Annotated in this window: 30 protein-coding genes and 1 pseudogene; 13 read left to right on the top strand and 18 right to left on the bottom strand. The window is 63.0% G+C overall.

The genetic code is table 11. The annotated features are described in order from the left end of the window. Positions 1-20: 20 nt before the first annotated feature. From NKI70_RS08865 to NKI70_RS08835, 7 genes are all read right to left on the bottom strand, one after another. The gene (locus NKI70_RS08865; protein WP_352468390.1) at positions 21-359 is read right to left on the bottom strand and encodes a YkgJ family cysteine cluster protein; all 339 of its coding nucleotides are present in this window, start codon (positions 357-359) and stop codon (positions 21-23) included. 50 nt (positions 360-409) lie between these two features. Beyond that, positions 410-574 carry a hypothetical protein gene (locus NKI70_RS08860; protein ID WP_023722752.1) on the bottom strand — a complete coding sequence of 55 codons (165 nt, stop codon included), beginning with the start codon at positions 572-574 and terminating at the stop codon, positions 410-412. Position 575: 1 nt separating this feature from the next. Continuing rightward, positions 576-983 carry a hypothetical protein gene (locus NKI70_RS08855; protein WP_292664441.1) on the bottom strand — a complete coding sequence of 136 codons (408 nt, stop codon included), beginning with the start codon at positions 981-983 and terminating at the stop codon, positions 576-578. After that, positions 983-1,210 carry a hypothetical protein gene (locus NKI70_RS08850; protein ID WP_352468355.1) on the bottom strand — a complete coding sequence of 76 codons (228 nt, stop codon included), beginning with the start codon at positions 1,208-1,210 and terminating at the stop codon, positions 983-985. The genes NKI70_RS08855 and NKI70_RS08850 overlap by 1 nt, the downstream gene beginning before the upstream one ends. Positions 1,211-1,554: 344 nt before the next feature. After that, a complete protein-coding gene (locus tag NKI70_RS08845; protein WP_010915421.1) occupies positions 1,555-1,764 on the bottom strand; it encodes a cold-shock protein in 210 nt (69 codons plus the stop codon). 439 nt (positions 1,765-2,203) lie between these two features. Continuing rightward, positions 2,204-2,995, bottom strand: coding sequence for an SDR family oxidoreductase (locus NKI70_RS08840; protein WP_352569747.1), 792 nt, complete (start codon positions 2,993-2,995; stop codon positions 2,204-2,206). A 66-nt stretch (positions 2,996-3,061) separates the two neighbouring features. Beyond that, on the bottom strand, positions 3,062-3,523 hold the full coding sequence (locus tag NKI70_RS08835; RefSeq protein WP_352724474.1) for a RidA family protein: 462 nt from the start codon (positions 3,521-3,523) through the stop codon (positions 3,062-3,064). Between the two features lie 97 nt (positions 3,524-3,620). Here NKI70_RS08835 and NKI70_RS08830 point away from each other — a divergent pair, with 97 nt between their 5' ends. Next, a complete protein-coding gene (locus NKI70_RS08830) occupies positions 3,621-4,472 on the top strand; it encodes a LysR family transcriptional regulator (RefSeq protein WP_352724473.1) in 852 nt (283 codons plus the stop codon). Positions 4,473-4,490: 18 nt separating this feature from the next. On the opposite strand, the pseudogene NKI70_RS08825 reads toward NKI70_RS08830, so the two are convergent. Next, positions 4,491-5,245, bottom strand: a pseudogene (locus NKI70_RS08825) (SDR family NAD(P)-dependent oxidoreductase). Between the two features lie 77 nt (positions 5,246-5,322). After that, on the bottom strand, positions 5,323-5,991 hold the full coding sequence (locus NKI70_RS08820) for a glutathione S-transferase family protein (RefSeq protein ID WP_352468360.1): 669 nt from the start codon (positions 5,989-5,991) through the stop codon (positions 5,323-5,325). 146 nt (positions 5,992-6,137) lie between these two features. Between NKI70_RS08820 and NKI70_RS08815 the strand changes: the two genes are divergently transcribed. Beyond that, on the top strand, positions 6,138-6,317 hold the full coding sequence (locus NKI70_RS08815) for a CsbD family protein (RefSeq protein WP_254820647.1): 180 nt from the start codon (positions 6,138-6,140) through the stop codon (positions 6,315-6,317). 64 nt (positions 6,318-6,381) lie between these two features. On the opposite strand, the gene NKI70_RS08810 is transcribed toward NKI70_RS08815, so the two are convergent. After that, a complete protein-coding gene (locus NKI70_RS08810) occupies positions 6,382-7,512 on the bottom strand; it encodes a metallophosphoesterase (RefSeq protein WP_352468361.1) in 1,131 nt (376 codons plus the stop codon). Between the two features lie 119 nt (positions 7,513-7,631). Here NKI70_RS08810 and NKI70_RS08805 point away from each other — a divergent pair, with 119 nt between their 5' ends. Further along, positions 7,632-8,225 carry a hypothetical protein gene (locus NKI70_RS08805; RefSeq protein WP_352452760.1) on the top strand — a complete coding sequence of 198 codons (594 nt, stop codon included), beginning with the start codon at positions 7,632-7,634 and terminating at the stop codon, positions 8,223-8,225. 62 nt (positions 8,226-8,287) lie between these two features. Here NKI70_RS08805 and NKI70_RS08800 read toward each other — a convergent pair whose 3' ends face one another. Continuing rightward, the gene (locus NKI70_RS08800) at positions 8,288-8,881 is read right to left on the bottom strand and encodes a TetR/AcrR family transcriptional regulator (RefSeq protein WP_352468363.1); all 594 of its coding nucleotides are present in this window, start codon (positions 8,879-8,881) and stop codon (positions 8,288-8,290) included. 150 nt (positions 8,882-9,031) lie between these two features. On the opposite strand from NKI70_RS08800, the gene NKI70_RS08795 reads away from it, so the two are divergent. The 5 genes from NKI70_RS08795 to NKI70_RS08775 all read left to right on the top strand — a co-directional run bounded on the left by NKI70_RS08795 (position 9,032) and on the right by NKI70_RS08775 (position 13,475). Further along, entirely contained in the window at positions 9,032-9,814 is a 783-nt protein-coding gene (locus NKI70_RS08795) for an NIPSNAP family protein (protein WP_352724472.1), read from the top strand. 113 nt (positions 9,815-9,927) lie between these two features. Then, complete coding sequence (locus NKI70_RS08790; RefSeq protein ID WP_352724471.1) at positions 9,928-10,686, top strand: SDR family NAD(P)-dependent oxidoreductase; 759 nt, start codon at positions 9,928-9,930, stop codon at positions 10,684-10,686. Positions 10,687-10,956: 270 nt separating this feature from the next. Next, positions 10,957-12,354, top strand: coding sequence for a class II fumarate hydratase (gene fumC / locus NKI70_RS08785; protein WP_023677621.1), 1,398 nt, complete (start codon positions 10,957-10,959; stop codon positions 12,352-12,354). A 128-nt stretch (positions 12,355-12,482) separates the two neighbouring features. Further along, positions 12,483-12,917: a DoxX family protein gene (locus NKI70_RS08780; RefSeq protein WP_023677622.1), complete on the top strand. Its 435-nt coding sequence runs from the start codon at positions 12,483-12,485 to the stop codon at positions 12,915-12,917. A 144-nt stretch (positions 12,918-13,061) separates the two neighbouring features. Next, positions 13,062-13,475, top strand: a complete 414-nt coding sequence (locus tag NKI70_RS08775; protein ID WP_352724470.1) for a DoxX family protein — start codon at positions 13,062-13,064, stop codon at positions 13,473-13,475. Between the two features lie 14 nt (positions 13,476-13,489). Here NKI70_RS08775 and NKI70_RS08770 read toward each other — a convergent pair whose 3' ends face one another. Genes NKI70_RS08770 through NKI70_RS08760 form a run of 3 tightly spaced genes read right to left on the bottom strand, consistent with a single transcriptional unit; the run spans position 13,490 to position 17,897 of the window. Further along, positions 13,490-14,119, bottom strand: a complete 630-nt coding sequence (locus NKI70_RS08770; RefSeq protein ID WP_352645972.1) for a hypothetical protein — start codon at positions 14,117-14,119, stop codon at positions 13,490-13,492. A 44-nt stretch (positions 14,120-14,163) separates the two neighbouring features. Continuing rightward, complete coding sequence (gene ppx, locus NKI70_RS08765; protein WP_352645974.1) at positions 14,164-15,696, bottom strand: exopolyphosphatase; 1,533 nt, start codon at positions 15,694-15,696, stop codon at positions 14,164-14,166. Further along, positions 15,696-17,897, bottom strand: a complete 2,202-nt coding sequence (locus NKI70_RS08760; protein WP_352616756.1) for an RNA degradosome polyphosphate kinase — start codon at positions 17,895-17,897, stop codon at positions 15,696-15,698. Before NKI70_RS08760 ends, ppx begins: the two co-directional genes overlap by 1 nt. Positions 17,898-18,046: 149 nt before the next feature. Here NKI70_RS08760 and NKI70_RS08755 point away from each other — a divergent pair, with 149 nt between their 5' ends. Both NKI70_RS08755 and NKI70_RS08750 read left to right on the top strand, forming a co-directional pair. Then, on the top strand, positions 18,047-18,292 hold the full coding sequence (locus NKI70_RS08755) for a zinc-finger domain-containing protein (protein ID WP_023722726.1): 246 nt from the start codon (positions 18,047-18,049) through the stop codon (positions 18,290-18,292). Between the two features lie 19 nt (positions 18,293-18,311). Further along, positions 18,312-19,547 (top strand): FAD-dependent monooxygenase, encoded by a 1,236-nt coding sequence (locus NKI70_RS08750; protein ID WP_352724469.1) that lies wholly within the window; start codon positions 18,312-18,314, stop codon positions 19,545-19,547. A gap of 69 nt (positions 19,548-19,616) precedes the next feature. On the opposite strand, the gene NKI70_RS08745 is transcribed toward NKI70_RS08750, so the two are convergent. Then, the gene (locus NKI70_RS08745; RefSeq protein ID WP_352636532.1) at positions 19,617-20,288 is read right to left on the bottom strand and encodes a TIGR02117 family protein; all 672 of its coding nucleotides are present in this window, start codon (positions 20,286-20,288) and stop codon (positions 19,617-19,619) included. A 104-nt stretch (positions 20,289-20,392) separates the two neighbouring features. Here NKI70_RS08745 and NKI70_RS08740 point away from each other — a divergent pair, with 104 nt between their 5' ends. The 3 genes from NKI70_RS08740 to NKI70_RS08730 are packed head-to-tail and all read left to right on the top strand — an operon-like array spanning position 20,393 to position 22,419. Next, a complete protein-coding gene (locus NKI70_RS08740) occupies positions 20,393-20,656 on the top strand; it encodes a metal-sensing transcriptional repressor (RefSeq protein ID WP_023719742.1) in 264 nt (87 codons plus the stop codon). Continuing rightward, complete coding sequence (locus NKI70_RS08735; protein WP_502898920.1) at positions 20,653-21,675, top strand: cation diffusion facilitator family transporter; 1,023 nt, start codon at positions 20,653-20,655, stop codon at positions 21,673-21,675. The genes NKI70_RS08740 and NKI70_RS08735 overlap by 4 nt, the downstream gene beginning before the upstream one ends. A gap of 30 nt (positions 21,676-21,705) precedes the next feature. Continuing rightward, on the top strand, positions 21,706-22,419 hold the full coding sequence (locus tag NKI70_RS08730; protein ID WP_023677631.1) for a HoxN/HupN/NixA family nickel/cobalt transporter: 714 nt from the start codon (positions 21,706-21,708) through the stop codon (positions 22,417-22,419). A 163-nt stretch (positions 22,420-22,582) separates the two neighbouring features. On the opposite strand, the gene NKI70_RS08725 is transcribed toward NKI70_RS08730, so the two are convergent. The 3 genes from NKI70_RS08725 to NKI70_RS08715 all read right to left on the bottom strand — a co-directional run bounded on the left by NKI70_RS08725 (position 22,583) and on the right by NKI70_RS08715 (position 25,752). Continuing rightward, positions 22,583-23,332: an amino acid ABC transporter ATP-binding protein gene (locus NKI70_RS08725; RefSeq protein ID WP_031212005.1), complete on the bottom strand. Its 750-nt coding sequence runs from the start codon at positions 23,330-23,332 to the stop codon at positions 22,583-22,585. A 70-nt stretch (positions 23,333-23,402) separates the two neighbouring features. Continuing rightward, on the bottom strand, positions 23,403-24,560 hold the full coding sequence (locus NKI70_RS08720) for an amino acid ABC transporter permease (RefSeq protein WP_352724467.1): 1,158 nt from the start codon (positions 24,558-24,560) through the stop codon (positions 23,403-23,405). Positions 24,561-24,564: 4 nt separating this feature from the next. Continuing rightward, positions 24,565-25,752 carry an amino acid ABC transporter permease gene (locus NKI70_RS08715; protein WP_023677634.1) on the bottom strand — a complete coding sequence of 396 codons (1,188 nt, stop codon included), beginning with the start codon at positions 25,750-25,752 and terminating at the stop codon, positions 24,565-24,567. Positions 25,753-25,804: the final 52 nt, after the last annotated feature.

Here is a 25,804-nt window from a genome sequence, read left to right as displayed (position 1 = left end):
CGCCAGCCCGAGGGCCGTCATTACAGCGTCGGCAGACCTTGAGCCCGACGCGCGATCAGGCAGTCGTCATCGCCCGGCATGCAGGCGCGGCAGACGTCGGGGCGGATGTCGTAGATGCCGCAGGCCGTTGACTTGCCGACCTCGCCGCACAGTGCCGAACAGCGCGCGCCGTCGCAGCGCATACCGGCTTCGTCGGCAGCCACGTATTTTTGCGGGATAAGGTCGAGCTGCGCGTCATCCTCGGTGGAGAAGCGCGGCCATCTGGACGAGTAGGCGCAGCAGGCGCCACAGGTCTGGCAATCGAAGGCAATCGGACCGGCGCCCTCTTGTGGCGACGAAAACTCCTCTGCGACCGCCAGGGCAAGCAGCCTTGGCGCAGATTTCCGGTCGGCATTTTGCTGCAAGGGCGCTATTTCTTCTTGGGCTTGCGCGGCGGTGCTTCCGCCGGCGACCTGAACAGATCGGTGCCCGCTTCGGCGGCTTCGCCGGTTTTTGGCGCGGCCGCCGGCTTGGCCGGCTTCACGGCGGCAGCAGGCGCTGCCGGCTGGCCCTTGGCGGAAAACTTGATTGCCATATCAATCCTCGTCAGAGAAACGCGATGATGGCGCATTCGGATTGCGAAGGCGGCCGATGAGCGCCGAAACGGCCGTGATGTTCATTTCTTCGGGCGACCAGTTCCTGGCTTCCTCGATGTGCCGGGGCGCCAGCTCGCGATGCGTACTGCCGCTGTAGGCGGCATCCTGAAAGGTCACGCGCTCGCGGGTCTTGGCGTTTTCCCGGACGTATTCGATCAGATAATTGGGGCATTCGGCACGACCGCGCACGCCGAGCCGAACCTGGGCATCGCCGTGGACACGCCTGCAGCGCTCGAGCTTTTCGAGCACGCGCCGGACATATTCGACCGGCTTGTCTAGTTCGCCCACGACATCGGCGATGGTCGAATCTGCGGCGATCGCCTTTTGAGGCACGCGTTTGGTGGCCATCAGCGTTTGCCTGCGCGTTTCGGCGAGGCCGCGACCGCAACCGCCGCCGCCATGTCGTCGGCTTCCTTCTCCAGGCGCAATTCGCGCAGCCGCGCGGTCTTGGCTTCGCGGGCTTGGCTGACGGCATCCCGTTCGGAATTGATGCGGTCGAGCGACATCGACTGGGTCCGCGTCTTGCTGAAAATGGATTCGGCCTGGTCGCGGGGTTTCTTTGAAGTTGCGGTCAAGGTCTTTCTCCCGGTTCGGAGCACGCCGCCGAAAAGTGGCGAGACTGGTCTTTCGGCCAGGATCCCGCACAAAGCAATACGGCAGCCGGTTTCAAATTGCTGGAACGTCCTTAGCACGTCCGGGCCGTCGAGCGGCGCTCTTTCGGCGATCGAAGCGCAAAAATGAAAAAGGCCAGGCACCGCCTGACCTTCCATGAGAGCGCCCGCGCATCCCGAGAGACGCGCAAGGAAACGTTCTTCTCATGCGCATGAGCGGGGACTTAACATCCCCGCGATCATGCGCTGGAATTTGCCATTCACCGGTGCCAGTACATCTGTGGTCACCGGTGAGGCTTAATTCCGTTTTAGGCCGCCTTCAACTGGTCGGCGGACATCTTGCCCGACTTGTTGTCGCGGACCATCTCGTAGCCAAGCTTCTGGCCCTCGACGATGTCGCGCATTCCGGCACGCTCGACGGCTGAGATGTGGACAAAAACGTCGGCAGAACCGTCGTCAGGCTGAATAAAACCAAAACCTTTGGTGGCGTTGAACCATTTAACTGTGCCTGTGCTCATAACGAACCCTTTCCATGGCAAATATTCGTTCGCCGTCATGCGGATGCACAACAACGTTTGTCTCGATTTTGATGGGGGAAGTTCGCCAAAGGCGCGCCTAAGCACGCGGATAACAAAAGTCGGTCAAACAAATATCGACAAAATTCTTATAGACTTCTTTGCGCGTTGTGTCAATTTTTTTGATTTTCCACACTCGCGGAGACGCGCGGCGGCGGCCCGCGCCAGCACATCGGACGGCGAAAGCCGGGCTATTGCCCGCCGAAAAAACCAATCAGCCGGGAACCATTTTGGCACCGCGGGCATTCTTTCGGTGTCGAAAGCCGTTCTTGAAAGAGCGATCTTGAGAGAGGCGGACGACAAACAGGACGCCCCCCGCGCAGATAAAAGGCACGAGGGGCGTTCCTGTGATGCGACCATTCGCGCCGCTGCACCCTGCCCCTCACAGCATGGCCCGGCTGAACCCGCCATCCACCGGCAAAGCCACGCCGGTGATATAGGCGGCGTCGTCGCTGGCCAGGAATGCGGCAACCGCGCCGAATTCGGCGGGGGTCCCGTAGCGCTTTGCCGGGATTTCGGCCTGACTCTCGGCGGCGATCACAGCAGCGTCCACACCCCTGTCGGCGGCGTCCATCGCGTCGAACTGTTTCGTCCGGTCCGTCGCAAAACGGCCAGGCAGCAACAGGTTGACGGTGACGCCGTCCGCCGCCACTTCGCCGGCCAGCGTCTTGGCCCAGCCGGCAAGCGACGCGCGCAACGCATTCGAAGCGGTGAGGCCGGGGATCGGCTCGCGGACGGACGTGGAGGAAACGGCGATGATGCGCCCCCAGCGCCGCGACCGCATGCCTGGCAGGAAAGAAATGGCGATGCGCATCTGGCTCAGCACCATGCTGGTGAACTGCTTCTCCCAGACGCTCGCATCGAAGACGCTGGCCGCGAAGGGCGGCGGGCCGCCGCCATTGAGCAGGACGATGTCGATCCGCTGATGCTCGTCCTCGATGGCACGGATCAGCCGGGAGACGCTGTCGTTATCGGAAAGATCGGCGCTGAAGGTCGAGCAGACGGGGCCGGCGGACTCGATCGCGCGCCGCGCCGCATCCAGGGTCTCCTTCCCTCGTCCGGCCAGGATGATCTCGGCGCCTTTCGCCGCGAGCGCTTCGGCGACGCCGAAACCCAGGCCCTTGCCTCCGCCGAGAACCAGCGCCTTCCGCCCCTCAAAATTTGTACTTATCAAGCCAAGCCTCCCCTGGTTTCGCTGCGCACTCCCGGATAAGCCCTGAGTGCATGCTTTGGGCGTGCATCAGCGGACATGCACAATGGCGTCGGCTTCGACCGGAAAATTGGCCGGCAAGCCGGCCATGCCGAGCGAGCAGCGGGCATGCTCGCCACGCTCGCCGAAAACATGGAGCAGAAATTCGGATGCTCCGTTGCCGACCTCCGAATAGGCCGCAAAGCCGGCCGCCGCGTTCACATAGACGGTCAGCTTGGCGAATTTCACGACGCGGTCGAGATTGCCGTCCAGTTCCTTGTCGAGCCAATAGACGATGTTGGCCGCGCAGAGCCGGGCGGCGTTCCGCGCCGCGGCCAGATCGATCTCTGCGCCAACCTGGCCGATCGCAGCGATCTCCTGCCCGATCTCGGGGATCTGATCGGAGACATAGACGATGTCGGCGACCCGAGCCGTCGGCGAGAACGGCAAAGCAGGCCGATCGAGCGACGGCCAGGCGACACCGAGCCCCTCAAATCTTCTTCTGTAGGACAAGGTGGCTGCTCCTGTTTTCGTTGGCGCGAGCGGACCTTGAATTCAGATCGGGCTTTCGGATAGCCTGATAGTGCTGACACAGCTATCAGGAATTCTTATGACTGGAGATATCGACGTCCGGCTGCTGCGCGCCTTCGTCACCGTGGCCGATACGGGAACGGTGAGCCGGGCCGCCGATCGGCTTGCCCGCACGCAGGCGGCGGTGAGCATGCAGCTTCAGCGCCTCGAGGGCGAAGTCGGAGCCGAGCTGCTGCGCCGTTCGCCGCGCGGCGTGACGCTGACCGAGGCCGGCGAGATCCTGCTCGCCTTCGCCCGCAAGGCCATCGCGATCGGCGACGATGCCAGGCGCGAGATAGAAGGCCGCAGGCTGGTCGGCCGTGTCCGGCTGGGCATCGTCGAAGATTTGGCGGTGACACGGCTGCCGTTGATCATCGCCGACTTCCGCCGCCGGCATCCTTCCGTGGAGATCGAGCTGACGTCGGCCAGCAGCAGCGATCTCAGCAAGTCGCTGGGCGAAGGAAAATGCGACATCGTCATGGCCGATCCGGCGCGCTTCACAAAGGCGCCGCGAGGCCATCTGTCACGACAGTTGGTCTGGGCGGCAAGCCGCATGATCGAGATCGATGACGAGGTCGAGCTTCCGCTGATCATCTTCGAAGGCGCCTGCTCCTGGCAGGACAGGATGCTGGCCTCGCTCGCCGAGGCCGGGATCGGCTGGAAGATCGGCTGCCGCGTGTCGACCTTCGCGACACTGATCTCGGCGCTGAGGGCCGGGCTTGGCATCGGGCTTCTGCTGCAGGAAGGACTACCGCCCGACTGCCAAAGCCTCAACGGACGCTTCAACCTGCCGCCGGTGCCGATGGCGGATTTCGGCGTCTATCTCGCGAGGGACCCGTCGCGGCTGGTCGAGGAGTGTGGCGATTTCCTGCGAGCGGGATTCGAAGCGTAGCGAAATATCTGACGCCGTTCACCGTTCCTGGTCGGTCGGGCGGATGACGATCTCGTTGACGTTGACATGTGCCGGCTGGCTCACGGCGTAGAAAATGGCCGCGGCGATGTCCTCGGCGGTCAGCGCCTCCATGGCGGCAAGCCGCTTATCCAGATCAGCCTTGAACGCCGGATTGGTGATGTGGTCGCCGAGCTCTGTGCGCACCAGGCCGGGCTCGATGACGGTGACGCGAACCTTGTCGGCGTAGACTTCGCGGCGCAGCGATTCGGAAAAGCCGACGACACCGAACTTGGTTGCCGCGTAGCCGCTGGCGCCCGGATTGGCGACACGGCCGGCGACCGACGAGACATTGACATGTGACCCTTGGCGGCCCTCAGATGCGGCAGCGCCGCTTTGGTGACGCCCATCAGCGCCAGCAGGTTGAGCTCGACCATGCGGCGCCAGTCGTCGAGCATCGCCTCGGCGGCCGGCGACAGAAGCATCACTCCGGCATTGTTGACGAGGATGTCGAGACGGCTCCATTCGGCGACAACCTTGTCGACCATGGCCGTGACATCGTCATTGCTGGTGACGTCGGCCTCGATGCGGAGCGCCGTGCCGCCGGCCTTTTCGATACGCGCGGCCAGCGCTTCGAGACGATCGGCGCGGCGTGCGGCAATCGCAACCTTGGCCCCGGCGGCGGCCAGCGCCACAGCCGTTGCCTCGCCGATGCCCCAGGAGGCGCCGGTGACAAGCGCGACCTTGCCGGCCAGTGCGGAAGAAACAGCTGTCATTGTGAAATCTCCAAGGCCCCTGCCCGATCTTCAGATAGGCCGCGGGCCGCGAAGTGGAAGACCGGCTTTGCTTGGTTCTACTCGTCTGGGCCGGGCTCCGGCCAAGGCTCTTTCGCCGCCTCGGCATACCAGTGGCGCATCGCCGGCATCGAAAGCACGGCGTCGACATAGGCGCGGGTATCGGTTGCCAGCGTGCCACCATAGGTGTCGAAGCGGGTGACGACCGGCGCGTACATGGCGTCGGCCGCGGTGAAATGGCCAAACAGGAACGGGCCGCCTTTGCCGTGCTTTTCGCGGCATTGCCGCCACAAATCCTCGATGCGCGCCCGTTGCGCCTCACCTTCGGCGTCGAGCGGCCTGTGGCCTTTCGGCCGGCGCAAATTCATCGGCCAGCCATAGCGGACCTCGCGAAAGCCCGAATGCATCTCTGTCGCCGCCGAGCGGGCCAGCGCACGAGCGCCGATGTCGGCCGGCCAGAGCTTTTTCTCGGGAAACAGCTCAGCAAGATATTCAAGGATGGCAAGGGTTTCCCAGACGATCCGGACCTCGCCAGTCGGCAGCCGATGGTTCAGCACCGGCACCTGGCCGGTCGGCGATATCCTGGCCAGATTGGCCGCGGTCTCGGGCGTGCGCAGGCGCACAAGACCTTCCTCGAACGGGATCTCCAGATGCTTCATCGCCAGCCATGGCCTCAGCGACCAGGACGAGAAGCATTTGTTGCCGATGAAGAGCGTGAATTCAGCCATTGTCCCTCCGGCCTTGTCTGTTCGGGCTTCTCGCGCACCCTATCCTGTCGGCTTCGCGGCCGGAAGCTATCCCAATCGACGGGCAGAACCCGGAACCTAAGCGATCCGCGACCGTTTCTCCAGGCGAACGGTTCAGGAGATGCGAGATGGTGAACAAGGATCAGGTTGCCGGCGTTGCCAAGCAAGCCAAGGGCTCGGTCAAGCAGACCGCCGGCAAGGCCACCGGCAACAGGCGCACCGAGGCCGAAGGCGACGTCGACAAGGCGACCGGCAAGATGCAGAAGGCTTACGGCGACGTGAAGGACAAGGTGAAGAAGGCGCTTTGAGGGTGGCCCTTCGCAAACCAGGAAAAGGCGGCTCGGCCGCCTTTTTTGCGTCCTCTCCTGCCCGTCAGAAAGTCAGGCTTTTGCTGTATGCATTGGTGAAGGTGACCTCGCCATGATCTCCTGCGGCTTCGCCCAGCACCACATCCATGCTGTTTCCGGTCACCCGCGCCAAGGCAAAGCCGCCCATGAAGGCGGCCTTCGGCTTGAACAAATCGAGCCCGTCACGGTGGTAGATCATCGGCGTCGCGTGCTGGTGACCATGGAAGATGCCGACGACGTTGTAACCCTTCAGCACAGCCAGCAGCGCCTGCCTGTCAGCTTCGCTCCACCAGTGCGGCGGACCCTTGCCGCCTTCGTCGAAGGTCTTCTCGGCTGCGTCCCATCTTTCGATCGAAAAAGTATCCCAGCCATAATGCTGGAACAGGATGACCGGGCGGCCGTCGCCGGCATAAGTCGCCAGGTCCTGCTTCAGCCATGGCAGGCTGCTGGCGGCGCCATGGCCGGTATCGCCGGCAAAACGGTGCGTCTGGACAAGATGCAGACCGCCCCAATCCCATGAATAGCAGTCGGTCCCGACGTCGTAGTCGGTCGCCGGCGCGGGCGGCTTGAAGAACACGCCGGGGCGGTGGTTGACCTCGACGTAGTCGCGCATTTCGCGGCGGTACCAGTCGACATGCGAGCGCGGGCCGTTCTGGTCGAGGTCGTGGTTGCCGAGGCCGACATAGACCGGCATGTGCACATGGTCGGGGCCGACACCTTGCTGATAGCGCTGGCTGAACTGAAGCAGCTGCGTGCCCTCGCTGGGCTGGGTGATCTGGCCGCCGCCATCATCGGTGATGTCGCCGCCAACGACGAGGCCGAGCGGCGTGCCGATGTTGCCCGTCGAGCGCAGGGCGGTGGCAACGCCATCGATTTCAGCCGGCCATTGCCTGTCGCCGACGCCGTTGAGTGCGGCGACATTGCGCAGCAAGGCAGCGTCTGTCTTGCCCTCCTGCTCGCAATGCGGGCTCAATCCGTTTGCCATGCGGCAGGCATGGACATCGGCGATGAACAGAAAAGTGGCGTCGATCGGCGGGATGCGCTGCCCGGTCTGGCCGAAGGCCGGGCGCGAAACGGCGCCGGCCGCGGCAACGGCCGCTGCCTTCATCAGGAACCTGCGCCGGGAAACCGGCCGGGCGGAAATACGATGCATCATGCGCTAAAATTCAGCACGACGCGGACCGGCAGTCCAGTTGCTCGCAAAGTGTGTCGACACGTTCTCCCAGGTCTGGCATTGCTTTCGGCATTCAACTTGCGCGGGCAGAGGAGGACGCCATGAAAGCTACATCCATCGGCATGACAATGGCGATTCTGGCGGTGACGAGCGCAGCGCATGGCGCCGGGTGCATCGACGCCAAATCGGCCAAGGCCGGCTTCATTCTCGAAAGGCCCGGCATCCACAGCGAATTTCGTCCGGCGGCGGGCGGAATGGTGGCGGTTGCCAACAAATACCAGTCGCAATCGCCGCAGTCGCAGTACCTGTTCGGCGGGCTGATCGAAGTGTTTCGCGACAGCAGCACGGGGCAGCTGGCGATGATCCCGTTTTCCGATCTCAGGAAGGTGTTCCCGCTGAAGGCGGGTGCCAAGAGCAAGATCGTATTTGCCCGTCTCGCACCGAACAAGCCGCCGAAGGGCACCGAGACGCTGGAGATCAACGTCAAGGGCAAGGAGACGTTCAGCCTGGGTGATTGCAAATACTCCGTGCTCGCGGTCAAGCAGACGATCAGGAGCGAGGCCGGCGAGACGCGGGACGAATTCATCGCGCTTTACGCACCCGACCTGCAGGCAGTTGTGGCCAGGCGCTATGACGAGGGCACCAGTGCCGAAAGCGTGGTCGGCTACGAGCTGATCAAGCCGCTGCCGAATTAGGAGAGCTCGGCCTCCCCGCCTCGGTCGCGATATCAGCGACTGCGGCCTCTGTCCTGCCAGCGTTAAAGCGCTCTGTGCAGTATCCTGCGACGTCGCCTCGTGACTCCCTGTTCCAATGCCATCAGGCAATCGCGCAGCACGCTTGCGTCCTGCGCGGTCTTGGCCATCGACATGGCGCCGGAATAGCTGGCGACAGCCAACGCTGCGAAGCGCTGCGGATCGATGCCCTGCTCCCGGCCCGCCTGCTGGTCGGCCCTGATCTTGTCGGCGATCGCCTGACGCCAGGTAGAAAAAATGCTGGCAAGGGCAATGCGGAAATCCGGATCGGCAAGCGACAGTTCATGCGCCAGGTTGTTGAGCGGGCAGCCGCGCACGAAACCCTGCCGCTCCAGCTCCGCCGCGACGGCCGCGAACACGGAGCGCACGCCCTCGCGCGCTGAGGGAGCCATCCGCACCGGCGCGATCCATGTCTCTTCAACCGCGGCGGCGACCCGCTCCTCGATCACTGCGAGCGCCAGCGCCTTCTTGGTTGGGAAATGGTGGTGCAGCGCGCCGCCGGTGACGCCCGCCGTCGCCATCAGGTCGCCCATGCTGGATGCATGATAGCCGCGTGCCTGAAACGCCTCCTCGGCGACATCGAGCACCTTTTTGCGCATGCCTTCGGGGTCGTTGGTGCGTTTTTGAGCCCGCGACCTTGGGCGAGCGGATATCTCTGCTGACATCTTCACACGATAGCACATTGACAAAACAGGACAATCGGTCTGTTTTGTAAAACAGGATGACTGTCCTGTTTTGGAGCTCGCGCGATGAACCTGCCTTTGAACGCCATACCTAATCCCGATCTGCTCGCCTCGCCCGTCGTCGAACTCAGGCAATACACGCTGAAACCCGGCCGGCGCGAGACACTGATCGGCATCTTCGACAATCAGCTGATCGAGGGCCAGGAAACGGCGGGGATGACCATCATCGGCCAGTTCCGCGATCTCGACCGGCCGGATATGTTCGTCTGGCTGCGCGGCTTCGACGGTATGGAAGCGCGGAAAAACGCTCTGACCGCCTTCTATGACGGGCCGGTCTGGGCTGCCTGGCGCGACGCCGCCAACGCCACGATGATCTCATCCGACGACGTGCTGCTGCTGAAGCCGGCCTGGCCGGGCGCGAGCCTAGACCTCTCGGGATCGAAACGAGTACCCCAGGCGGACCTCGAAAAACCGTGCGCAGGCAGCGATTTGCAGGCAATTATTGTCATCAGGATTCATCATTTGCAACCGGGCCTGGAAGCCCGTTTCGCCAAGGAGTGTCAGACCGCAGCTCTTCCGGTGCTCGCCGCACTTGGCGCACGGCCCCTTGCCGCCTTCGTTACCGAACATGCCGAAAACAGCTTTCCGCGGCTGCCGGTGCGGGCCAGCGAAAACGTCTTCATCAGCATCACCGGTTTCGCCAGCGCCGATGCACATGCCCGCCACGAGGCAGCCTTGGCTGCCTCCCCGGAGTGGCAAGTGTTCGAGCAGAGCGTCCAGTCACGTATGGCCAAGCCGACTGAGACTTTGCGGCTGTCGCCAACCTCACAATCGCTGCTTGGGCGGTGAGACGAGGCGAAGTTTCATACGCTGGGATAGGCAGGCGACTTGACCCGGAGTGCAGGCAGCGCTGCTCTGGGGTCATGCCGCCAGCGGAAGGCGGCAATGCGCGGGAGTGTTGGATGAGACTAGGCGGCAAACGGGCACTGGTCACCGGTGGCTCGGACGGGATCGGGCTGGCAATCGCCGAGGCGTTTTTGCGCGAAGGCGCGGACGTGCTGATCGTCGGCCGCGACGGCAAAAAACTCGACGCCGCCCGCAAGCAGCTCGGGGATAATGTCGAAGCGCTTTCGGCCGACCTGTCGGCCAGCGCCGGCATCGATGCCGTGGTCGAGCATGCCAGGCGCGGCCCACCTGTCGATATCCTCGTCAACAATGCCGGCGTGGCGTTTCTTGTGCCGTTCGAAACCGTCAGCGAGGATCAGTTCCAGCAGTCCTTCGCACTCAACGTCACGGCGGTATTCTTCCTCACCCAGCGGCTGTTGCCGCATCTCGCGCCGGGCGCGGCCTCGGTGATCAACATCTCGTCCTATTTCGCGCACAAGATGATCCCGAAGCGGCCGTCCAGCCTCTATTCGCTGTCGAAGGGCGCGCTCAATTCGCTGACCAAGTCGCTCGCCTTCGAGCTCGGACCGCGCGGCATAAGAGTCAACGCCATCGCGCCCGGCGCGGTCGACACAGCGATGCGGCGCAGGTCGATCGAAAACCTGCCTGAGGCCGCGCAAGCCGAGCTCAAGGCCTATGTCGAGCGCAGCTACCCGCTCGGCCGCATCGGCCGAACCGGCGACCTTGCCGGCATCGCCGTCTATCTCGCCAGCGACGAAGCGGCATGGACCAGCGGCGGCATCTTCGCCGTGGATGGAGGATACACGGCGGGGTGAGGAGCGCGCGCTCTTCCTTCTCCCCTTGCGGGAGAAGGTGGCCGAGCGAAGCTCGGTCGGATGAGGGGTGCTGGACGGATCGCCGACGCCTCGTTTCTTCCAACACCCCTCATCCGGCTCGGCGCTACGCGCCGATCCACCTTCTCCCACAAGGGGAGAAGGAAAAGGCGCTGCTTCAACCGATTTGCATTCCCGTCACCCGCAATCTCCGCTTGAAGGCATTTGTGCAACGCGATACGCCGTTTGCAAATTGCAAACCGGAGAGACTTCGTGAGCGCGCCAGAGACCAGAACCGAAACCGACACGTTCGGTCCCATCGAGGTCGCCGCCGACCGTTACTGGGGCGCGCAGGCGCAGCGTTCGCTGGCCAATTTCAAGATCGGCTGGGAAAAGCAGCCGGCCTCGATCGTGCGGGCGCTGGGCATCGTCAAGCGGGCGGCAGCGGAGGCCAATATGGAGCTGAAGCGGCTCGATCCGGCGATCGGCAAGGCCATTATCGAGGCCTCCCAGGAGGTCATCGACGGCAAGCTCAACGAGCATTTCCCGCTGGTCGTCTGGCAGACCGGTTCGGGCACGCAGTCCAACATGAACGCCAATGAGGTGATCTCCAACCGGGCGATCCAGCTTTTGGGCGGCGTCATGGGGTCGAAGAAGCCGGTGCATCCCAACGACCACGTCAATATGAGCCAGTCGTCGAACGACACCTATCCGACTGCAATGCACATCGCCTGCGCCGAGCGCATCATCCACGACCTGCTGCCGGCGCTAAGACATTTGCATGCGGCACTCGAGGCCAAGACCAAGGCTTTCGCCCATATTGTGAAGATCGGCCGCACCCATACACAGGACGCGACGCCGCTGACGCTCGGCCAGGAATTCTCCGGTTATGCGGCGCAGGTCGCCTCGTCGGTCAAGCGCATCGAACTGACCCTGCCCGGCCTGCAGGAATTGGCGCAAGGCGGCACCGCGGTCGGCACCGGCCTCAACGCGCCGGTCGGTTTTGCCGAAAAGGTGGCGGCGCGTATCGCCGCGATCACCGGCATCGATTTCGTCACCGCGCCGAACAAGTTCGAGGCGCTTGCCGCCCATGATTCCATGGTCTTCTCGCACGGCGCCATCAATGCCTGCGCGGCGGCGCTGTTCAAGATCGCCAACGACATCCGTCTGCTCGGTTCCGGCCCGCGTTCGGGCCTCGGTGAATTGTCGCTGCCGGAAAACGAACCGGGCTCGTCGATCATGCCGGGCAAGGTCAACCCGACCCAGTGCGAAGCGATGACGCAGGTTTGCGTGCAGGTCTTCGGCAACAATGCGGCGATCAGCTTCGCCGGCAGCCAGGGCCATTTCGAACTCAACGTCTACAATCCGCTGATGGCCTATTGTTTCCTGCAGTCGGTGCAGCTGCTGGCCGACGCTTCGGTGTCGTTCACCGACAATTGCGTCGTCGGCATCGAGGCCCGCGAGGACAACATCAAGGCGGCACTCGACCGTTCGCTGATGCTGGTGACCGCGCTGGCGCCGACGATCGGCTACGACAACGCGGCCAAGATTGCAAAGGCGGCGCACAAGAACGGCACAACGCTGCGCGAGGAAGCGCTGGCCACCGGGCTGGTCAGCGAAGCCGACTATGAGCGGCTGGTGCGGCCGCAGGACATGACGCATCCGGGGTAAGTTGATCGCGAAAACGTTACCTGGGTGAACAATCCGTAACCAATCTGGCGTCTTTGGTGAACAGTCGGCCTGCGCTAACTAGACGGGTATCCCAAGCCGTTTGGCCAAACCCTTCTGGAGAGTTACGCATGTCCACCAACACGTCCACCAACACTTCGTTTGCCGGTTCCGGCACCGCCGCCGGCGCCTCGGGCACGATCCTGCTCGGCCGCATCCTGCTTTCGGTCATCTTCCTGCTTTCCGGCTTCGGCAAGCTGACGGCGATTGCCGGCACGGCCGGCTATTTCGGCAGCCTCGGCCTGCCGCTGCCGATGGTGACCGCCATTGTCGTCGGCCTGATCGAACTGCTTGGCGGCCTCGCCATCCTCGTCGGCTTCCAGACCCGGATCGTCGGCTGGGTGATGGCGATCTTCACCGTTGCCACCGCATTGGTCGCCCACACCGGCTGGGCCGATCAGATGCAGATGATCAATTTCCTGAAGAACGTTGCGATTGCCGGCGGCTTCCTCGTGCTGGCCTCCTCGGGCCCAGGCGCCTATTCGATCGACGCCAAGCGCGGCTGAAGCAGTCCAGCATTGCTTGGACAAAAGGGGTGCGGAATTTTCCGCGCCCCTTTTTCGTTGTCGGTTTGTGCCCTTCGGTCCGCTGACGGAAAACCTGCTAAGATCGGGCGCCAGGCCAAGCGGCCGTCGACAACGGAGGTGAAGATGCCCCGCAATGCGCTGCTTCTGCTTTCCCGATTGCTGCTCGCCGCACTTTTCGTTCCGTCCGGCTTCCACGCGCTTACTGACGTTGCCGGCACATCAGGCTATTTTGCCGGCCTCGGCCTGCCGCTGCCAACACTCGTAGCCTGGGCGACGGGCCTGTTCGAGCTGATCGCCGGACTGCTCATCCTCGTCGGCCTCAAGACGCCGATCGTGGCGCTCCTGCTTGCCGCGTTCTGCAACGCGGCGGGCTTCATCGGCCACTATGGCCAGGGTGGCGACGATCCGACGCTGACCTTCATGCATTCACAGATGCTGATGAAGGACATCGCCATATCAGGCGGTTTTCTGGCGCTGGCAATGGCCGGCGCCGGCGCCTATTCGTTCGATGGCCGGGCGTTTGGGACCCGCGCCTGAGCAAGTCACCCGGTTTATTTGGTGTCCAGAAAAACAAATTTTGCGAGACGGCTTACATTGACAGGCACCGACGCTAGGGCGCTGTAGTAGCCCATCCGCCCAACGCCGATGTACAGACAAAGCTGCTGTTTTTCTACCGCTGCAGCCACCCACTCCGATCCGAAGTCGTTTGGGTCCCAAACGTAGTTTCGAAGGTTGCTGTCTATGGCGACATATACATAACCATCTGATTGAATCAGTTCTTTTCTCTTGAGATACGGCAACAGATCGACTCGACCAAAAATGGGCTTGGTCGATCCGCCAATGGTCTGAGCCCTGTCGGAAAGAGCTTGGTCAATACCTCTTGAACATGGCTCGAGCCTTGAAAACAAATCGCTCTTCGACAGCGATTTCATAAATTTGAGAACGTCCGTGCTTGGCTTGAATACAAAGTAATTTATGCGCTCCCCGTTCTGGGGTGTTCTCAACATCCTATGAAAATTGAACGGCATTCTGACGCCTATCCCTTTGGGATAATGTCGATCCAGATCGAACGTCCCCTTGGCCACGACGGACAGAGTATAAAGCGTCTGGCCACTGGCGGTGCCCGCGAAGACGACGAAGATCGCTGCAACCAACAGCTGAAGAACCTGCCTGGATCTCATGGTCTTCCCCCTTCCTAAACTGTCACGTGCGACGACGCAGGCGCCTATTTCACAGAAACGCTTGGCCCGCCCTCGACCGCCAGCACCAGCCGACGGTTGGTGACCCTTGCCAGTTGTGCCAGCCGGCCGGCGGGCCGCTCGCCGTAAAGATCGGCCAGCGCTGCCGGCAGCACCAGCGCCAGCACGCCATTGCCGCGGTTTTCCCATTTCAGTCGCGGCATGACGGCGGGCATTGCCGCGCTCAGCAAATAGACGACGCGCAGCAGCGCGGCCAGCACGCGGGCCCGTTCGAGATAGCGCGGTGTCGCCAGCCCGCGGATTTCCGGAGCGGCTTCATTGAACACGCCCTCGTGGCGAAACAGGCTGACAAGCGCCAGGAAGGCGCGGCCGGGATGATCGACGCCGATGAACGAGGCGTGGGCGATGATGTTGAGCGATTGCTTGCCGCGATATTCGGGATGGGCACGCCAGCCGATATCGGCGAGCAGGCAGGCGGCGTGGCGGTAGCGCGCCTCATCCCTGGTCTCGTCGATGCCGAAGGCGGCGAAGGCCTTGCCGGTCCACTCGACAAGCTCATGCGCGTGGTCGACCGAGCGCGAGCGCAGGCGGGCAAGCTCTTCCGCCGCTGAGATCAGCGGATCGGCCTTCTGCTCGGCCTTGTCGAGCAGCGAATAGAGAAAGCCCTCGCGCACGCCCAGCGCCGACACGATGATCTTCGACGGCTGCATCGCCGCCATGATCTCCTGCAGCACGATGGCGCCATAGGGCAGCAGCGAACGGCGGTTCTTGGAGATGCCCTCGATGCCTTTGATCTTGTCGATCTCGGCTTTGGCGACCTGCCGGAGGAAGTTCGCGGCGCTTTCGATGCCGATCTCGTAATGGTGCATGACGCCGAGCGGGTAGTTGGTCATTTCCATGTGCAGCCGGGCGAGGTTTCGCCAGGTGCCGCCGACCGTGTAGAACGCCCTGCCCTGCCCGCCCTTCAGCAATTTCGCCCGCGCCAGTTGCTCGCGCGTGATCCTTGCCGCCTGCGTCAGCGAGTTCTTCGCCATGTCCTGCAGGCGCAAGCCGCCCAACGGCAGCGTGATGCCGTCACCGATCGTCTCACCATCGATGTCGATCAGTTCGAGGCTGCCGCCGCCAAGGTCGCCGGCAATGCCGTTGGCTGGGTGGAAACCGGAGATGACGCCGAGCGCCGAATAATGGGCTTCCTCGCGGCCGCTCAGCACCTGGATCTCGGTCTTGAGCACATCCTCGGCGCGGTGGATGAAGTCGGGGCCGTTGACGGCCTCGCGAGCGGCGGCGGTCGCCAGCACATACATGCGCTCGGCGCCGGCCTGGTCGGAGAGCGCGCGGAAGCGGCGGAACTCTTCCATCGAGCGCGTCACCGCCTCGGGATCGAGTTTTCCGGTCGAAACGATGCCGCGGCCGAGGCCGGCCAGCATCTTTTCGTTGAACAGCAAGGTCGGCGAGCGCGCCAGCCCCTCATAGATGACAAGACGGATCGAGTTCGACCCGATATCGATGATGGACAGCGGTCGGCGGTCCTGGAGCCGGCCCTGGGATGCTGAAATCATCAGCCCGTCGCTGCGTTCTGTTTCTTGCGGCGCTTGAACTGCGCGATGCGCTTGGGCGCATGCGACTTCAACGCATCGCCCCGTCCGGACAGGCTCGGATTGGTCATGAAATATTCCTGCGCGTTGAACGGTTCCTCGCCCTCCTCCAGCACAACGCGCCGGGAGGTTCCGTCAGCCAATACGTCGAAACTTTGCTGGTTGTCCATGATGTTGCCGAGCATGATCTGGCCGAGCACCTGTTCGTGCACAGTTGGATTGGTGATCGGCACCATGGTCTCGACACGGCGGTCGAGATTGCGCGGCATCAGATCGGCCGAGGAGATGTAGACGATCGCCCCGTCCGAGGGCAGGCCGTGGCCGTTGCCGAAGCAGTAGATGCGGCTGTGCTCGAGGAAGCGGCCGACGATCGATTTCACCCTTATGTTCTCCGACAGGCCGGGCACCTGCGGCCTCAGGCAGCAGATGCCGCGCACGACGAGATCGATCTCGACGCCGGCGCGGCTGGCATCATAGAGCGCGTCAATGACGATCGGGTCGACCAGCGCATTCATCTTCATCCAGATGCGGGCGGGCCTGCCCTCCAGCGCGTGACTGATCTCGTCCGAAATGTGCTTGAGGATGCGGTCGCGCAGCGTGAACGGCGATATGGCCAGCCGCATCTGCTCGGCCGGCTCGGCATAGCCGGTGATGAAGTTGAACAGCTGGGCGACATCGCGCGCGATCGTCGGGGCGGTGGTGAAGAAGGACAGGTCGGTGTAGATGCGCGCGGTGACCGGGTGGTAGTTGCCGGTGCCGAGATGCACGTAATTGCGCAGCCTGCCATCCTCGCGCCGCACCACCAGCGACATTTTCGAATGGGTCTTCAGTTCGAGGAAGCCGAAGACGACCTGGACGCCGGCTCGCTCGAGGTCGCGCGCCCAGCGGATGTTGGCTTCTTCGTCGAAACGCGCCTTGAGCTCGACCAGCGCGGTCACCGACTTGCCGGCCTCGGCGGCGTCGACCAAAGCGCGCACGATCGGGCTGTCGTTGGAGGTGCGATAGAGCGTCTGCTTGATCGCCACCACTTCCGGATCGGCCATCGCCTGGCGCAGGAACTGCACCACGACGTCGAAGGATTCGTAGGGGTGGTGGACGATGATGTCCTTCTCGCGGATGGCGGCAAAGCAATCGCCGCCATGCTCGCGGATGCGCTCGGGAAAGCGCGGATTGTAGGGGGTGAATTTCAGATCGTCGCGGGCGACGGCGACGATCTCCGAGATCTGGCTGAGCGCCAGCGGACCGGTGAGCACGCTGATGCGGCTCGCCGAAACGCCAAGCTCGCCGGCGACGAAGTCGCGCAGTTCGGGCGGCATCAGCCGGTCGAATTCGATCCGGATAACCGAGCCGCGGCGCCGCCGCTTCAGCGCCGTCTCGAACAGGCGCACCAGATCCTCGGATTCTTCCTCGACCTCGATATCGCTGTCGCGGATGATGCGGAACGTGCCGGAACCCTTGACCTCGTAGCCCGGGAACAGCTTGCCGATATAAAGACCGACCGCCTCCTCGAGCGGGATGAAGCGGACATGGCGCTTGCGATCCGGCAAGCGGATGAAGCGCCTCAGCGCCACCGGCAGGCGCAAAAGCGCGCTCATTTCCTCGCCGTTCTTACGGTGGCGCAATTGCAACGCCATCGAGAAACCGAGATTGGGAATGAACGGGAACGGATGCGCCGGGTCGATCGACAGCGGCGTCAGCACCGGAAATACCTGCTCCTGGAAATGGTCCTCGAGCCAGATCTTCTCGTCCTTGCTCAGCGCATCGCGGGTGATGCTCTCGATGCCTTCCTTGTCGAGCAGCAGCATCAGCGCCGAAAGGCTTTTCTGCTGGTCCTCCTGCAGGCGCTCGACCTCGCGCAGCAATTGTTCAAGCTGCTGCTCGGGCGTGCGTCCGTCCGGGCTCTTCAGCACGATGCCCTCGCGCACCTGGCCGGCAAGACCGGCGACGCGGACCATGAAGAACTCGTCGAGGTTGGCGGCCGATATCGACAGGAAGCGAACACGCTCGAGCAGCGGATGGTTGGCGTTCAGCGACTCTTCGAGCACGCGCCGGTTGAATTGCAGCCAGGAAAACTCCCGGTTGACGAAGCGGTCGGGATTGCCGCCTTCGCGGCTCGCCGCCTCGACGGTGATGAATTCGTTCTGCACCGGCTTCAGTTCGTTCATGGTTTCCGCTCTTCCCACACCGTTCGACGACCATAGCCTTAACCGGCTTAACTTATCCTCTGACAGGCTTTTGCGACAGTTTCATTTCATCGATCTTGCAAAGAGACGGGTTATGATCCAGATGCAATCGACAAGATCAGGAGACGACGATGGCAGGCGGTTCCATTCCCCATTTCCAGAACGATGCGGGCTATCCGGCAATCGACATCGGCGTCAAGGAATTCATGTGCACCGGCGCCAATCCGCCTTTCGACCACCCGCATGTATTTCTCGACATGGGCGACGACAATGAAAAGGTCTGCCCGTATTGCTCGACGCTCTATCGCTATTCGCCGAAGCTGAAGGCATTGGAAACGGTGCCGCCGGGCTGCCTTTATATCGACCAGGCCGCCTGATTCTTCCGCGACAAACCTGATGCAGGAAACGCAGTCCCGGCAGGTGGTCATCGCCGGGGCGGGCGTCGCCGGGCTGACCGCGGCACTGGCCTTCGCCGAGCGCGGCTATCGGATAAAGCTGTTCGAACAGGCGCAGCACCTCGAGGCTGCCGGCGCCGGTATCCAGCTCTCACCCAATGCGACGCGCATCCTACGGCAGCTCGGCGTACTCGATCGGCTGCTGGCGACGGCGGTGCGGCCGGAGGCGGTCGTGCTCAAGGATGCCGCCACGCTGCGCAAGCTGGCGCGCGTACCGCTTGGCCAAGCGGCCGAAACGCGCTGGGGAGCACCCTATCTCGTCGCCCACCGCGCCGATCTGCAAGCCGCGCTGATGGAGCGAGCAGCCGAGCGGCCTGAGATCGAGCTTGTCACCGGTGCCCGCGTCGCCAGTGCCGCCACCGGACCGCATGGCATCACGGCGACGATCGAGAGCGCCGGCACGACCGTCGAAACCGCGGCATTCTTGCTGATCGGCGCCGATGGCGTCTGGTCGTCGGTGCGAGAAACGCTTACCCGCAAGAAGGCCGACTTTGTCAGAAGCCGCTTCTCGGGCGAGCTTGCCTGGCGCGCCACGGTGGCCGCGGGCAGCCTCGCCGGACAAACCTTTGCAGCGATCGGTGCGCCCGATTGCGTTACTGCATTCCTCTATCCCGGCTTCCATATGGTCGCCTATCCGGTCAGCCGTGGCACTGCCTTCAACCTCGCCGCCTTCACTGGGGGCGAGCGCATCGCCGAGGGCTGGTCGGGGCATGCCAACCCCGCCAGCCTCGCCAGCGCCATGCGCGGTACCGCGCCGGCGCTGGTTCGCCTGGCGAACGAGGCGGCGCCGTGGACGGCATGGCCGATCCACATTGTCGAGCAGCGGCGGTGGACGACGCCGCAAGGCATCGCGCTGATCGGCGATGCGGCGCACGCGATGACGCCGTTTGCCGCACAGGGCGCGGCGATGGCGATCGAGGACGCGGCGACGCTTGCCGGCTTCGTTGCGGCCTCCACAGCCGATCTTGAGGGGGCGCTTGCCGCCTGGGAACAGGCGCGGCGGCCGCGCGTCGCCCAGGTCGCCCGCCGCGGCGCCGTCAATCGCCTCGCCTGGCATGCGGCCGGGCCGGTGGCGATGGCCCGCAACCTGTTCCTGGCGATGCGCTCGCCCGAAAAACTCGCCGCCGATCTCGACTGGCTCTATGGCTGGCGGGCGTTGGACGATGGCGCGCGATGATACGCACGACAGGCTGGCAGGACAGAGGGGGGCGCGAAGGATCGCGGCGTTGATCAGCCGGAACCCTCTTCAATTGTAAAGCCGCATCGACAGGCCAAGCGAGGCCGGCAGCGGATTCCACCAGCCGGTGCGCAGCCCGGCCGTGCGCAGTGCCGCCGCCGTCCAGGTGTTGCAGCCGATCAGCGCGTTGAAATGACCATTGGCTTCGAAGAACCGATCGAAGCGGGAATAGGCCGCACTCTCGATCGGGATGGCCCCGTTCGGCCCCTGCCGGAAGCTTGCCGCAATGTAATCGAGCAGCGCCGTAAACCGCTCCTCGCCGATGTCGAAGCCAGCGACGTCGCGATGCGGCTCGGCGATGTCGACGGAAATGTCGACATGCATTGCCGAGGCATCGACCGTCAGCGCCTTCATCACCGGCACCGCCTTCAGCTCCGACCAGGTCGGCGTCTCCAGATAGAAGGCGCGGCCGCCCCAGCCGAAGACGATGTAGCGGACCTCCGCCACGTCTGCTGGAATGCCGGCATCGACCAGGAAATGGAAGCGCCGGCGCACATCGTCGTCGACCGGGATGGCGATGTCGGTGTGGATCGGATTTTGCAGCACCAGGATACGGTGGCTTGTGCCGATCGGATCGGCAACGGCCGCCGGCCAGAGCGGGCGCGGCAGCAGCGTGCCCAGCGCCACCGCAAGGACTGCTGCAACGACCAGCAGGCCAAGAAAACGGGCAAGCTTCTTCATGGGAAAGGCATAGAACAAGCAATGCTCAAGGTGAAGCCCCTCCGAAAGTTGCACAGCTGACTTAGAGCTTGACGCGTATCCTCCCCGGGAGGATATGCTCAAGCATGTCAGATCACCTCCACGCCTCGCATCCTTCCATCATAAAGCGCCTGAAGCGCGCGCAAGGCCACCTTGCGGCGGTGCTGGCGATGATCGAGGCGCATCGCCCTTGCGTTGACCTGGCGCAGCAGCTTCATGCCGTCGAAAGAGCCATCAGCAGCGCCAAGCGCGAGCTGATCAACGATCACATCGAGCATTGCCTGACGGACAGCGTGGAAACCGGCGGCAACTCGCTGGCGGAACTCAAGCAGCTGGCGAAATATCTATGAATGCCATCGTAGTCCGCATTCTGGACTGGCTCGGGTTCGGCTCGCACGCCGCACATCATCACGACGGTCACGGTCCGCACGGTCACAGCCATGGCGTCATCGACGCGACAATTGCCACCACCGACCGGGGCATCTGGGCAATCAAATGGTCGTTCGTGATCCTGGCCATCACCGCGGCGTTGCAGATGGTCGTGGTTGCGTTGTCGGGGAGCGTGGCATTGCTGGCCGACACCATCCATAACATCGGCGATGCGACCACGGCGATCCCGCTATGGATTGCGTTCGTGCTGGCGCGGCGCAAGCCGTCGCGGATCTTCACGTATGGCTTGGGCCGGGTCGAGGATCTGGCCGGCATCATCATCGTGCTCATCATCCTGTTCAGCGCTGTAGTCGCTGCCTACCAAGCCATCGACAGGCTGATCAATCCACAAGTGGTGACACACCTGGGCTGGCTGACTGCGGCGGGCATTGTCGGCTTCCTCGGCAACGAGGCGGTTGCCGTGTTCCGTATCCGCGTCGGTCGCGAAATCAACAGCGCGGCACTGATTGCCGACGGCTACCACGCCCGCACAGATGGACTTACCAGCCTTGCCGTGGTCATCGGAGCCATCGGCGTCTGGTTCGGCTTTTCCTTGGCCGATCCGATCGTCGGTCTGCTGATCACGATTGCGATCTTCGGTATCGTCTGGCAATCGGCCCGCTCGGTGCTGACCCGCATCCTGGATGGAATCGAACCCGGTGTGATGGACGAAATCCGACATGCCGCCGAGCATGTTCCGGGCGCGCGCATTGTCGATGCCAAGGCGCGCTGGATCGGTCATAGATTGCACGCCGACATCGCAATTGCCGCGGACGGAACCCTGCCGCTGTCGGCGGCGAACAAGATCGCCGCAGCGCTGAAGGACGAACTATCCCAGCATATGCCGGCCCTGGCTGAGGCGAATGTGCGGTTTTCAACGGTAAGTGGAGAGAACGACCATCCTCACGAACACACGCATGACCACGGCCACATGCACTGACGCTCGCCGATTTTCTGCTAGTCTCGTCCGATGTTCCAGACGCTCGTCGAATTTCAGCGCACGATCTATCTGACGCTCGGCGAACAGATCAAGCTGCTTGCGGCCGGAGGCAATTGGCTGGCGTTCATGGCCTTCCTGCCGATGGGCGTCGTGTTCGGGGCTGCCCATGCGCTGACTCCGGGGCACAGCAAGGCCGTCCTGGCGACGTATCTTGCCGGTTCGGATGCGAAGGTCTCGCGTGGTCTGCTCGTATCTATCACGCTATCGTTCACGCATGTGACGATTGCCGTTCTGATTGCGGCTCTCTCGCTGCCATTGGTCTCAATAGCATTGGGCAGCGTCGGCCGCGCTCCGCTTCTGGAGCACATCAGTCGCGGGCTGCTCGGCCTCATCGGCGTCTGGATGCTCTGGCGCGCTTTGAGCCACAGCCATCACCACAGGCACGAGGGCGAGGCTGTCGGCGTCATGGCAGGCCTGATCCCTTGTCCGCTTACGCTTTTCGCGATGACTTTCGCGATGTCCAGGGATGTTCCGGCAGCGGGCGTCCTGTTTGCCATCACCATGATGGTCGGCGTGGCGCTGACGCTGTCCTGCGTCGCCGTGTTGTCGATCGTGTTTCGGGAACGGCTTGTACAGTTTTTCGCGCGCCAGCCACGGCTGTTCGAAACCATCTCCCGGGCCATCGAGGGCGCCGCCGGTCTCGCCCTTGCCGGCGTCGCTGTCTGGCAGATCACATCAGCTTAAGAGAAAATATGGTTTCAGCCACTGCATGGTGTCCGGTCCGGTGCACCGGCTGGAACGAGCCTAGGCGACGCCGGGCGCACGGTCAGCGCTCGTCGAATACGCGCGAAGCCAGCAAGACAGAGAGGCTTGATCCGCCGGTCTTGTCCCGAACCGGCGTACAGGATCAGTGCAGGATCTGCGACAGGAACAGCTTCGTGCGCTCATGGCGCGGGTGGTCGAAGAACTCGGCCGGCGTGTTCTGTTCGACGATCTGACCCTGATCCATAAAGATCACCCGGTTGGCGACTTTGCGCGCAAAGCCCATCTCGTGGGTGACGCAGAGCATGGTCATGCCTTCCTCGGCCAGCCCGACCATCGTCTCCAGCACTTCCTTGATCATTTCCGGATCGAGAGCCGAGGTCGGCTCATCGAACAGCATGATACGCGGGTTCATGCACAGCGAGCGGGCGATCGCCACGCGCTGTTGCTGGCCGCCGGAAAGCTGGCCGGGATATTTGTTGGCCTGTTCCGGGATCTTGACGCGCTTGAGGAAATGCATGGCGATTTCCTCGGCCTGTTTCCGCGGCATCTTGCGCACCCAGATCGGCGCCAGCGTGCAATTCTCCAGGATGGTCAGATGCGGAAACAGGTTGAAATGCTGGAACACCATGCCGACCTCGCGGCGCACCTCGTCGATCTTCTTCAGATCGTTGGTCAGTTCCTTGCCGTCGACTATAATCTTGCCCTTCTGGTGTTCCTCCAGTCGGTTGATGCAGCGGATCATCGTCGATTTGCCGGAGCCCGACGGGCCGCAGATGACGATGCGCTCGCCGCGCATCACCTTTAGATTGATGTCCTTCAGCACATGGAATTCGCCGTACCATTTGTGCATGGCGATGATGTCGATGGCGACATCGGTGGTGGAAATATGCATCTTGGCGGCATTGACCTTGATCTCTTCCGCGCTGACGGCGTTTTCTATGGCCATGACAAGGTCCCCTTTTTTAGCGTTTGTGGCCGGTGTCGAGACGGCGTTCCGTGTACATTGAATAGCGCGACATGCCGAAGCAGAACAGCCAGAAGATGAAGGCCGCGAAGACCAGGCCGGATCTGGCCGTCTGCGGCGTCGCCCAATTGGCGTCGGAGAAGTTCTGCTTGACGATGCCGAGGAGGTCGAACATCGAGATGACGATGACCAGGCTGGTGTCCTTGAACATGCCGATGAAGGTGTTGACGATGCCGGGAATGACCAGCTTCAGCGCCTGCGGCATGACGACCAGACCCATCTTCTGCCAGTAGCTGAGGCCGAGCGAATCGGCGCCCTCATACTGGCCTTTGGGGATCGCCTGCAGGCCGCCGCGCACCACTTCGGCCATGTAGGCGGCGGCAAACAGCGACACGCCGATCAGCGCGCGCAGGAACTTGTCGAAGCTGACGCCGGCCGGCAGGAACAGCGGCAGCATCACGCTGGCAAAGAACAGCACCGTAATCAGCGGGATGCCGCGTACCGTCTCGATGAAGATCACGCACAGCAGCTTGACGATCGGCATGTTCGAGCGCCGGCCGAGCGCCAGCACGATGCCAACCGGCAGCGACACAGCTATGCCGACGAAAGACAGGCTGAGTGTCACCAGCAGTCCACCCCAGAGCGGGGTTTCGACATAGGGCAGGCCGAACATGCCGCCGATCAGCAGAACGAAGGCGACGACCGGCAGTGCAAAAAAGAGAAGAATGGCATTCAGCCCCTTGCGCGGTACGCGCGGAACGAGCAGCGGCACCAGCAGCGCCACGAACAGGATGGCGACCAGGATCGGGCGCCAACGCTCTTCCAGGGGATAGCGGCCGAACATGAACTGGCCGAACTTGGCGTTGACGAAAGCCCAGCAGGCGCCGGTCCAGCCGTCCGACTGGATGCCGCCCTGCGCCACGGTGGCGCAGACCGTGCGGTCCGGTCCCGTCCACTGGGCGTTGATGAAAGCCCAATTGACGATCTGCGGCAGGATCATGGCAACCAGCACGATGCCGATGATGGTCAGGATGGTGTCGCCGGTCGATGCGATCAGATTCTTGCGGACCCAGGCGGTGAGGCCGCGCTCGCTCGACGGCGCCGGCTGCGCCAGCGCCATCTCCGTCCGCACCCAGGACATATCGTGCTCTTGCATGGCCCTACCTCTCCACCAGCGCCATCCTGGCATTGACGACGTTCATGATCGCCGACGTGATCAGGCTGAGCGCCAGGTACACCGCCATCATGATCACCACACCTTCGACTGCCTGCCCGGTCTGATTCAAGACCGTGCCGGCCGTCGCCGTCAGGTCCGGATAGCCGATGGCGATGGCGAGCGAGGAATTCTTGGTCAGGTTGAGATACTGGCTGGTCAGCGGCGGAATAACGATGCGCATCGCCTGCGGCACGACGACAAGCCTGAGGATCGATCCCGAGCGCAGCCCGAGTGCCGCGGCCGCCTCGGTCTGGCCTGCGCTGACGCCCCTGATGCCGGCGCGCACGATCTCGGCGATAAAGGCGGCCGTATAGCAGGACAACGCCAGATAGAGTGACAGGAACTCGGGCCTGACCTGAAAGCCACCGACGAGATTGAAGGTCGACTGCTTTGGAAATTCAAAGCTCAGCGGAAAGCCGCTCAGCGCGTAGGCCAGCAGCGGCAGGCCGACGATCAACGCCATGGATGTCCAGAACACCGGGAATGGCTGTCCCGTCGCCATCTGCCGCTGCCGCGCCTTGCGGGCGACGAACCAGGCCATGGCGATGCCGAGGAGCAGTGCGACCAGGATCAGCCAGGAGCCCTCGCCCCATATAGCGCGGGGAAAATAGAAGCCGCGCTGGTTGAGAAAGGAGCCGAACGGCAGATTGATGCTCTCGCGTGGCGGCGGCAGCACGGCGAGCACGCCGGAATACCAGAAGAAGATGACCAGCAGCGGCGGGATGTTGCGGAACACCTCGACATAAACGGTGCAGATCTTCCTGATCAGCCAGTTATGCGACAGCCGGCCGATGCCGACGATGAAACCGATGATGGTGGCGGTGATGATGCCGACGACAGCAACGATCACGGTGTTGATAAAGCCAACCAGGATGGCACGGAAATAGGTCGAATCCGATGAATAAGCGATGGCGCTTTCGCTGATGTCGAAGCCGGCGCGGCCCTTAAGAAAGCCGAAGCCGGAAGCGATGTGCAGCCGCGTCAAATTGGCGATGACGTTGTGGGTAACCCACCAGACACCCGCTACCAGCAGGACGAGGACCAGTGCTTGAAAGAATATGCCGCGGACGCGCGGATCATTGATGAAGGAACCGCGGCTTGGCTCCTCGCGAAGAACTTCCTGCGATGCCATTCGACAGTCCCCTGGAAAGAGAGACCGGAAGGCAGACGATCTGCCTTCCGGA

The sequence above is a fragment of the Mesorhizobium sp. M0500 genome, from assembly GCF_040321165.1.
In the GTDB taxonomy this organism is placed as follows: Bacteria; Pseudomonadota; Alphaproteobacteria; order Rhizobiales; family Rhizobiaceae; genus Mesorhizobium.
This window is presented reverse-complemented; position numbering and strand designations above follow the sequence as displayed.